The 9,702-nt window shown below is 68.0% G+C and carries 7 protein-coding genes; 5 read left to right on the top strand and 2 right to left on the bottom strand.

Translation table 11 applies throughout. The features are described 5' to 3' along the window. Nucleotides 1-52 precede the first annotated feature (52 nt). Both STRIP9103_RS42565 and STRIP9103_RS42560 read left to right on the top strand, forming a co-directional pair. Complete coding sequence (locus STRIP9103_RS42565) at nt 53-547, top strand: hypothetical protein (RefSeq protein ID WP_141595517.1); 495 nt, start codon at nt 53-55, stop codon at nt 545-547. 125 nt (nt 548-672) lie between these two features. Further along, entirely contained in the window at nt 673-2,967 is a 2,295-nt protein-coding gene (locus STRIP9103_RS42560) for a peptidoglycan recognition protein family protein (protein WP_009340377.1), read from the top strand. A 241-nt stretch (nt 2,968-3,208) separates the two neighbouring features. Here the strand turns inward: STRIP9103_RS42560 and STRIP9103_RS47975 are convergent, their stop codons facing one another. After that, nucleotides 3,209-3,433, bottom strand: a complete 225-nt coding sequence (locus tag STRIP9103_RS47975) for an FmdB family zinc ribbon protein (protein ID WP_078614240.1) — start codon at nt 3,431-3,433, stop codon at nt 3,209-3,211. A gap of 469 nt (nt 3,434-3,902) precedes the next feature. Here STRIP9103_RS47975 and STRIP9103_RS42555 point away from each other — a divergent pair, with 469 nt between their 5' ends. From STRIP9103_RS42555 to STRIP9103_RS42545, 3 genes are all read left to right on the top strand, one after another. After that, complete coding sequence (locus tag STRIP9103_RS42555) at nt 3,903-6,026, top strand: transglycosylase domain-containing protein (RefSeq protein ID WP_048822076.1); 2,124 nt, start codon at nt 3,903-3,905, stop codon at nt 6,024-6,026. Between the two features lie 50 nt (nt 6,027-6,076). Then, complete coding sequence (locus STRIP9103_RS42550) at nt 6,077-7,363, top strand: polysaccharide deacetylase family protein (RefSeq protein WP_009340372.1); 1,287 nt, start codon at nt 6,077-6,079, stop codon at nt 7,361-7,363. 107 nt (nt 7,364-7,470) lie between these two features. Beyond that, nucleotides 7,471-8,613, top strand: a complete 1,143-nt coding sequence (locus STRIP9103_RS42545) for an amidase domain-containing protein (RefSeq protein ID WP_009340369.1) — start codon at nt 7,471-7,473, stop codon at nt 8,611-8,613. Between the two features lie 225 nt (nt 8,614-8,838). On the opposite strand, the gene STRIP9103_RS42540 is transcribed toward STRIP9103_RS42545, so the two are convergent. Then, complete coding sequence (locus STRIP9103_RS42540) at nt 8,839-9,480, bottom strand: DUF4383 domain-containing protein (RefSeq protein WP_009340379.1); 642 nt, start codon at nt 9,478-9,480, stop codon at nt 8,839-8,841. Between the last annotated feature and the right edge of the window lie 222 nt (nt 9,481-9,702).

The raw sequence follows: 9,702 nt of genomic DNA, 5'->3' as shown, positions 1-9,702 counted from the left end.
GTAGTTTTCGCCTTCAGTGCGCTTACAACGCGCCTGACCACTCTCAAGATTGGTGACCTACATGAACGGCCCTGCGGGCCCATTCTCTCCAGGCGGTTCTGGCGGACCGGCACTGACTTTCAAGCAGGGGGCGGTGCAGGTCGGCGCCCTGATTCTGAGCGGCTTGCTGGGCGGCACGGCGCTGGTGTACCTCCTCTTGGAGGTCACTGGTGAGCACATGACGGCCGGGGAACTGTGGTCGTGCCTTTCGGTGGCTGTGTTCGCGAGCGTGGTCGTTCCGGCCCTGCCCCCTCACTACCGTGTCGAGTTGCACGACCACTGCCTCGTCCTTCTCGGGAGCGGGCGTCGCGAGATCGCCTGGCGGGACATCATCGGCGTGGAGATCCGGAAGATCGCCGGGCTCCGGACGGTCGTCGTGCTGGTGTCCGACGGGCGCCGCATACCGCTGCGCGCGCCGACGCCCTTCCTGGACCGCCGTTTCGACGACAAGGTCAAGATCCTCACGGATTGGTGGACCGCTCGCCGTGGCGGCCCCGGGGGCGTGTAGCGGAAAAAATGGCATGTTCACGCCCGTCGGGGCGGGGTGAAGCTTTCTTCGCAACGGCCTCATGAGTGTGAGGCCCCCTTTGAAGGCTCCTGACCCCGTGTCAGGGGAAAGGTATTCGGTTCGATATGAGACGTCGTTGGTGGGGGACGGGCGCGGTCGTCGCGGCGGCCGTGTGCGGGACGTTGGTGGTGCAGGGGGTGATCGGGGAGTCCGCCGGTGAGGGGGGCGATGATGGAAGACCCGGACCGGTCAGGAACAAGGTGCGTTCGGCCGCGTTGAAGGTGAGCGGTGACGGGGGCTCCGCGACGCTGGGGCGGCGGGACACCGAGACCTTCAGCATGCTCGGGGTCACCTGGAAGAACCCTTCCGTCGAGGTGGCCGGCACGGTCGAGGTGCGGACGCGGGCGGTCGGTTCGGGCAAGTGGTCGGACTGGCTGACGCTGGACAGCGACAACCGCCAGGAGGAGAGCGGCGCCGCCCGGGGCGGTACCGAACCCGCGTGGGTGGGCCCGTCCGACGGCGTCGAGGTACGGGTGAACGGGAAGTCGGCGGCGCGGCTGCCGCAGGGGCTCCGGCTGGACATGGTCGGCTCCGCCGACGGATCCGGGGGCGGCGATGACGTCGAGCCCGCGGCCTTCCTCGCCGACGGAGCCGAGGGAAGCGACGACCCCACCGCCACCGAGTCAGTGACCCCTTCGGAGCCCGCGACCCCGGAGGCGACCGACAGCACGCCTGCCGAACCGTCCACCTCCGAGTCGCCGACCGACGAGCCATCCGCCACCGACTCGGCGCCGGCCTCGGAGTCACCGTCGGACAGCACCACGCCCAGCGAGTCGCCGAGCGAGTCCGCCTCGCCATCCGAGTCCGCGCCGAACACGCCCACGGCCCCGCCGTCCACCGTGCCGCAGCCGACGATCACCCCCCGCTCGGGATGGGGCGCGGACGAGGCCCTCAGCCCGGAGGCACCGACGTATCTGCCCGGCGGGAAGATCAAGGCGGTCGTGGTGCACCACACCGCCCAGAGCAACACGTACACCTGCGACGAAGCCCCGTCCATCATCAACGCCATCTACACGTACGACGTGAAGACGCTGGGCTGGAAGGACCTCGGCTACAACTTCGTCGTCGACAAGTGCGGCACGGTGTACGAGGGCCGCAAGGGCGGCGTCGACCTGCCGGTCCTGGGCGCACACGCCTACGGCTTCAACTCGCAGACCACCGGCATCGCGGTCCTGGGTACCTACATCGAGTCCGCGCCCTCACAGGAGGCGATGACCTCGGTCGCCCAGGTCGCCGCGTGGAAGCTGGGCCAGTACGGCGTCGACCCGGACGGGACCGTCACCCTCACCACCGCAGTCAACGGTCAGAACCTCGCCGGCAAGACCTGGGGCCCGGGTGAGGACCTGAGCTTCCCGGCCATCCACGGCCACCGCGACGGATACAACACCCTGTGCCCGGGCGACGCGTTCTACGCCGCGCTCGACACGGTCCGCGGCTGGGCCGCCGGCCCGGTTGCCGGTCTCACGCTCACCTCCGTCACCGGTACGAGCGTGGTCGACTCGACGCCGTACACCAACGGCCCTGTCACGGTGAACTGGTCGGCCACGACCCCGACCGAGCTGATCTCCAAGTACGAGGTGCTGGTCGACGGAGAGGCGGCGGCCACTGCCGAGGGCAACGCGACCTCCGCCAAGGCGACGTTGGCCGCCGGTACCCACCAGATGCAGGTCAAGGCCGTCCACCAGTCGGGGCGGACGTCGGTCACCGAAGCCGTCACCGTGATCGCGGAGACCACCGCGCCCACCTTCACCACCAAGCCGAACCTGGCGCTGCGCACTGGCACCGTGAACACCACTGGCGTCCCGCTGACGCTGCGTTGGAAGGCGGCAGACGCCACCTCCCTGAAGGAGGTCCGCCTCACGGCCCCGACCGCGAAGACCTACGGGCCGACCGTGACCAGCGCCCAGTACACCGCCAAGTCCGGCACCGCGACCAAGTGGTCACTGAAGGCGTACGACGCGGTCGGCAACACCGCCACGGCATCGGTCTCGGGCACCCAGACGATCCTCCAGGAGACCAATGCCACCAGGTCCGGTACCTGGACGGCCAAGTCCTCCACCAGCTACCTCGGTGGCAAGTCCCTCACCAGCAAGTCCAAGAACGCCTCGCTTTCCTGGACCTTCACCGGCCGCTCGGTGGCCTGGGTGGTCTCGCGGGCCGCCACCTCGGGCAAGGCGTACATCTACGTCGACGGCAAGAAGGTGACGACCGTGGACCTGATGTCCTCCAAGACCGCGTACCGGAACGCGATCTGGACGAAGACCTGGTCCTCCAGCGCGAAGCACACGGTCAAGATCGTGGTGGCGGGCACGTCCGGACGTCTCACGGTCACGACGGACGGGATTGTGTACCTCAAGTAGCGATCGGACGTGCCTCGTAGACACGCGCGCCTGCCTCCGCGATCACCGTGGGCGCGGAGACGGAGCCGCCGACCGCGATCGTCGACGGGAGGTTGACGGTGGTGAAGGTCAGGAAGCGGTAGTCGCGCCAGATGCGCGTTGAGTCCGGTTGTCGGTTCGTCCGGCAGCCGGATTTTGCATGTGCTGAATGGCTGTGAGATGAACGCGCACGCCCCGGCACCCGTTGATCGGAGTGTGTTGATCAACCGCAGCATCCGCCGCCGCAGCATCCGCCGCCACCGCCCCCACCCGCCCGGGGTGCGGCCGCGGGGGCTGCGGCGGAGCCGCCCACGGCGACCGTCGACAGGAGTTTGACCGTGTCCGTGTGGCCCGAGGGGCAGTCCGCGGGGGCGGATGACTCGGCCATGGGCCGGCTCAGTTCGAAGGTGTCGCCGCAGGTGCGGCACCGGTATTCGTAGCGAGGCATGCGCCCAGGCTAACGGGCACCCATGCGGTAGTGAGAGTTCCGGTTTCGGATGGTCGAACGCTCTGGCTAAATTTTCACGCTGCCGACCGGAGCAGTTGTGAAAGTGACTGATAATTTGTGCTCGCTGTGTGGAGGTCGGGAGGCCGGGGGAAAAGGGGGCTCACAGCCGCGGGTGTTGCGGCTGTGACTGTCCACGCGCGCGATGCCAAGTGGGGAGGGGGGATGGTCTTGACCGCTGTCCTTGACCGACCGGGATACATGTGTCCCGGTCGAACAGTCGCCGTGCGCGAACGAAAGGTTGCCGCGCACCGCCGAATCGTTGCTGCGCATCGGTCGGGCTTCCCGCGTATTGGGGTCTGCCATGGCTAGCCAGGAGAGCCGGACCGGGTCCGGGGGCGAGGAAAGCGTGCGGCGTCGGCGGGGGGCGGCGCAGGGGCGGCGGGAAGCTCCTTCTGAGTCCGAACTCACTATGCAGTTGAAGGTTCCCGCCGTCGCGCCGGACGAGACCATGCAGCTGCGGGTGCTGGACCCGGGCGCGCTCGACGGCCGGAAGGAGCGGGCGACAGGGAGACGGGGCAGACGCAAGGCGCCCAGGCCGTCGGTTCGAGCCAGATTTCTCGCCGTCCTCGCCTCACGGTTGGCCCCCTTCGTCCCGTATCTCCGTCGGATGCGTCCGCAGTATCCGCGGCCGGGCCGTACCGGCTGGCGGCGCTGGATGCCGTCCTGGCGGCAGTCGCTGGGGGCCGTAGGCGCGGCCTTCGGGTTCAGCGTCATGTTCCTGACCGTCGCCTACGCCACCACGGATGTACCGGAGGACCTCAACGCCTTCGCCACGCAGCAGGACAACGTGTACTTCTGGGCAGATGGAACCCCGATGGCCCGGACAGGCTGGGTGCAACGGCAGGCGATGCCGTTGAAGGACATACCCGAGGACGTCCGCTGGGCGATTCTCGCGGCGGAGAACTCGAGCTTCTACAGCGACCCCGGCATCTCGCCCACCGGTATCACCCGCGCTATGTGGCGCACGCTCGGCCAGGGCGATACCGAGGGCGGTTCCACGATCACTCAGCAGTACGTCAAGAACGTCTACCTGAACCAGGACCGCACGCTCAGTCGCAAGTTCACCGAGGCCATGATCGCCCTCAAGCTCGACAACAACATGAGCAAGGACAAGATCCTCGAGGCCTATCTCAACACCAGCTGGTTCGGCCGCGGCACGTACGGCATCCAGCGGGCCGCCCAGGCGTACTACGGCAAGGACGTGGGCGAGCTGAACGTCAGCGAGGCCGCCTTCCTCGCCTCCCTCCTCAAGGGCGCCGGTCTCTACGACCCCGCCCTCAGCCAGGCCAACCGCGAACGGGCGGTGGAGCGGTGGGAGTGGATCCTGGACCGGATGGTCGACCTCGGCAAGCTGTCGAAGTCGGAGCGCGCCAAGTACACGAAGTTCCCCGAGCCGCTCAACCAGTCCAACAGCTTCGACACCGGCAAGCAGAGCGACTACCTGGTGGAGCTGGCGGCCCAGTACGCGAAGAAGGCCGGGAACATCTCCGACCAGGACTTCGACAGGGGCGGCTACCAGATCTACACCACCTTCGACCGCAGCCGGCAGGAGAAACTGACCGACGCCGTCACCAAGGCGCGCAAGGAGGTCGGCGAGGAGTACCCGAAGAAGGCGAAGTCCGCGCACTTCGGCGCTTCCTCGGTCGCGGCCGACGGCCGCGTCCTCGCCGTCTACGGCGGCCCCGACCACCGCAGACAGGGCTACAACGAGTCCAACGCGACCACCGTCCCCTCCGGCTCGGCCTTCCTGCCGTTCGTCTACGCCGCCGCGCTCGAACACGGTGTCGTCAAGGAACGCGGCGGCGAGGCGACACCTGTAACCCCGCAGACGATCTACAACGGCGACGACGGTGTCCCGGTGACCACACCCGAGGGGCCGTACTGGGACCGCAACGGCGACAAGGTCGCCGCCCACAACGACGACAAGCGGTCCTGGGGGCAGATCACCCTGCACGACGCGCTCGCCAACTCGGTGAACACACCGTTCATGCAGCTCGGCATGGACACCGGTCTGAGCACGGTGCGCGACACCGCCGAGGCGGCCGGACTGCTGCCGTCCAGCTTCGGGGCGCAGGTGCCCGCGCTGTCCGTGGGCAGCGCCACGCCCAGCGCGATCCGCATGGCCAGCGGCTACAGCACCTTCGCCGCCGAGGGCAGGCACACCGAGCCGTACTCCGTCGCGAAGCTCACCCACAACGGCTCCAAGGTCGCCCTGGCCATTCCGAAGCCGAAGCGCGCGGTCGGCGCCGATGTGGCCCGCCAGGTCACCGAGGCGCTCACGGACGCCTTCCGCGGCGACCATCCCACCGCACCCGGTGTCGCCTCCTTCGAGGTGGCCGGCAAGGGCGGTACCACCCAGGACGAGAAGGCCGCCTGGTACGTCGGGACGGCGGAGGATGTGTCGACCGCGGTCGTCGTCTACCGCATCGACCTGACCAAGAGCCTGGAACCGCTGAAGCTCGACGGGATCGCCGGAACACCCAACTCAGGCGTCCCGTACGACATCTGGTCCCGTGCGATGAGCATCGGCTGACCACCGATGAGCCCGCACCCTACCCCCCACCCTCGCAGAATAGGCCGTACATGAAGCCTGGGAAGTCGTCCAAGGGCCGCCGCCGCAAGGCCCGTCAGCCCCGCCGCACCACCCGGCCGCAGTTCCTGACCGTGGCCGCGCTGCTCGTCGTCGCCTCGCTCGTCGGCGGCTATATGGTGCTGAACCGTTCGGCCAGTACGACGCCGACCGCGTCGTCGTCGGGCGGGAACGGCAAGGGGGGATCGGGCCAGGCCTCGGCGGAGCCCGAGTGGGACGGCAAGACGAAGATCATCGGGGATGGCTCCACCTCCTACACCGGCCCGCAGAAGGGCCGGTTGAAGGCCGAGCCGCTCAAGCCGGGCGAGAAGCCGCCGCAGTTCGTCGTCTTCTCCTGGGACGGCGCGCTGGCCGGCGACGACAACCTCTTCGAGCACTACCGGCAGATGGCGAAGAAGTACGACGCCCACATGACGTTCTTCCTCACCGGCATCTATCTGCTGCCCAAGAGCAAGAAGGACCTCTACGACCCGCCGCAGCACGAGAAGGGCGCCGCGGCGATCAGCTACCCCACCGACGACCACATCCGCACCACCCTCGAAGAGCTGGCCGAGGCATGGAAGGAGGGCAACGAGATCGGCACCCACTTCAACGGCCACTTCTGCGGCAAGAAGGGCGGCGGCGACTGGAGTGTCGCGGAGTGGAAGCAGGAGATCGAAGAGTTCAACTCGCTCCTGGAGAACTGGAAGACCAACACCGGCTTCACGGACATGGATCCGCTGCCCTTCGACGTCAAGGCCATCACCGGGGGCCGCGCCCCCTGTCTGGAGGGCCAGAAGACCCTGCTGAAGGCGGCCAAGGACTTCGGCTACCGCTACGACGCCAGCTCTCCGGGCGGTTACCAGGTGTGGCCCGCCAAGAAGGAGGGCCTCTGGGACTTCCCGCTGCAACTGCTTCCGTACGACGACGACTACCAGGCCCTGTCGATGGACTTCAACTTCCTCTACAACCAGTCGAACGGCGAGACCGACGGTGATCCGGCCATGTATCCGACATGGCAGCAGCAGACCGTCGACTCCTACCTGGCCGGCTTCAACCGCGTGTACTACGGCAGCCGGGCGCCCATGTTCATCGGCAACCACTTCGAGCAGTGGAACGGCGGCATCTACATGAACGCCGTCGACGAGGTGATCAAGAACGTGTGCACCAAGAAGGACGTCAAGTGCGTGTCCTTCGACGAACTGGCCGACTGGATGGACGTACAGAAGCCGGAGACCCTGGCGAACCTCCGCAACCTGGACCCCGGGCAGAGCCCGGACTGGTCGACGGTGATCAAATAGCCTGCCCGGTCGTCGACTTGTTATTCGCCCCGGCCTTACTCCGGTTGAGGAGGTCATGTAAAGATTCGCTCCCCGGGTACGACCACCCCGGGGCAAGGAGAATCCCAGTGAGATCAAGGACGTTGAGCCTCGGAGGCTCGACCGTCGCGGCGGCCGTGCTGGCCGCCGCGCTGCTGCCCGTGACCGCCGCGCACGCCGCCGCTGCCACACCCAAGGTCACGAAGGCGACCAAGGACGCCTTCGGCCGCGTCGCGGACAACGTGCTCACCGACCGCACGGCCGTCCTGCTCGGCGGCAAGGCGGCCCGCAAGGCGCTGAAGCCCACCGGTGGCGTCCGGTTGTCCGCCGCCCAGAAGAAGGCCGAGGACGGCAAGCTGACCGCGCTGCGCGGCACCAGGTCCCGCCTCGCCGACCTGGGAGAGGCCTACACGTCGGCCGACACGAAGGTCACCGTCGACAGCACCAAGGTCAAGGGCAAGAAGGCCACGGTCGGGGTCACCGAGACCACCACCCTGAAGTACAAGAAGATACGCGGCGACGAGCCCGCCTCCACGGGCTTCGAGGCGCACCACGTGCTGACCTTCACCGCCCAGGCGAACGGCACCTGGCAGCTGACCGCGATGCGCTCCACCGACGGCGGCGCCCCCCGCATCAACGAGCCCGTGGCCACCATGGCGGACGCCAAGGCCGGCCGCTCGCCGATGGCCGTCATCAGCGCCCCCAAGGCGGCCACCACGCTGCCCGCCCCCGCCAAGCCCAAGACGCTCACCGGCGGCGCCTACGACTACAAGGCGATGGCGACGTACACCGAGAAGTACTGGAAGAACTACAACCCGGCGTACCGCAAGTACAACTCGCTCGGCGGCGACTGCACCAACTACCTCAGCCAGGGCCTCCTGGCGGGTGGCTGGAAGCAGATCTCCACGGTCACGCCCGAGGAGTACGACACCTGGTACTACGCGTCGAACGGTACGGCCGACGCCTGGATCGGCGTCAACGAGTGGTCCTGGTTCACCCAGACCGCCAAGCGGACCACCCCGCTCGCGAACGTCTACCAGCTGGACATCGGTGACGTGCTGCAGGTGGACTTCAACGCGGACGGGTCCAAGGACCACTCCATGATGACGACGTACCGCAGCTCCAGCGGTGTGCCGTACCTGACGTACCACGACGCGGACACCTACCGCCGCTCGGTGGCGAGCATCATCGCGTCGTACCCGAACGCGAACTACTACGCCTACCGCACCTGAGGCCTCCGGCCGGTCCGGTCGGCCCGGTCGGCCCGGTCGGCGACCCGATCGACCCGGTCGGTCCGGTCGACCCGGTTGGTCGGGTTGGTCCGGTCGGTCCGGTCGGCCCGATCGAACTGGTCGGTCCGGTCGGTCCGGTCGACCTTGTTGGTCCGGTCGGCTCGGTTGGGCTGGTTGGTCCGGTTGGTCCGGTCGGCCTGAGCGGGTCCGATCGAGCCGATCGCCTCAGGAGCTTCCGGCGCCGGCGCCTTCCCCTCCGGATCCTTCCCCGGATTCCCGGGGGAGGGCGTCGGCCCGCTTCTGCCTCGCCATCTCCATCGCGGCCTTGCCGCGCATCTCGCGTTCCGCCTCCTCGGGGTGGCGGGCCCGCCAGTACGGATTGTCGTGCGGCAGTGCCGTGCCGACCCTGCCGTACATGCCGAACGTCATCAGCAGGATGCCGACCGCGAAGCTGAAGAGGACGTTCTCGATGCGGAACGCCAGGAAGTTGGAGTCGGTGTCCAACAGGGCCATGTTGCCGAAGCCGCTGAGGATGAACAGGACCCCCAGCGTCATGTTCAGCGTGGAGGCGAAGTTGCCGCCGATGACCATGCCGACGAGCAGCAGCAGCCCCACGCAGATCGACAGGACGCTCAGGGTGCCGTTGGTATTCAGCCCCACGACCTCGTCGCCGTGGGTGTCGAACCAGCCGACCTTGTCGATGAGGCCCAGCACCCCGAAGACGACGAGGAGCAGCCCCATGAGCCCCGCCCCGAACCGGTACACCTTGTTGAGCCGGTGATCGACGGGAAGATGCTCATCGATCCTGATCCGCCGCCGAGAACCCGGGTGCCGTTGCCGAGTCGAATGCGTAGCGTGCGTGGCCATGTTCGCCTCCTCAGGCATGAACGGAGGCCCTGCGTACCCCTTCAGCATCCGCCGAGGGAGAGGGACGGGCAACCCACGTCCCCCTTTGACGCCGCCGGAGAGCTCGGGGGGTGGGGTCGGGAGGCGGGTGCGGGTGGATCGTGGTTGCTCGCGCAGTTCCCCGCGCCCCTGAAAAGCAGGGGCTGCGCCCCGCTTTTCATCGGCCCGCCGGGCCGTGTCTTC

The organism is Streptomyces ipomoeae 91-03, assembly GCF_000317595.1.
In the GTDB taxonomy this organism is placed as follows: Bacteria; Actinomycetota; Actinomycetes; order Streptomycetales; family Streptomycetaceae; genus Streptomyces; species Streptomyces ipomoeae.
This window is presented reverse-complemented; position numbering and strand designations above follow the sequence as displayed.

Coding starts and splice junctions, on each gene's coding strand:
- STRIP9103_RS42560 (WP_009340377.1), top strand. CDS start 673: ATGAGACGTCGTTGGTGGGGGACGGGCGCGGTCGTCGCGGCGGCCGTG.
- STRIP9103_RS47975 (WP_078614240.1), bottom strand. CDS start 3,433: ATGCCTCGCTACGAATACCGGTGCCGCACCTGCGGCGACACCTTCGAA.
- STRIP9103_RS42555 (WP_048822076.1), top strand. CDS start 3,903: ATGCAGTTGAAGGTTCCCGCCGTCGCGCCGGACGAGACCATGCAGCTG.
- STRIP9103_RS42550 (WP_009340372.1), top strand. CDS start 6,077: ATGAAGCCTGGGAAGTCGTCCAAGGGCCGCCGCCGCAAGGCCCGTCAG.
- STRIP9103_RS42540 (WP_009340379.1), bottom strand. CDS start 9,480: ATGGCCACGCACGCTACGCATTCGACTCGGCAACGGCACCCGGGTTCT.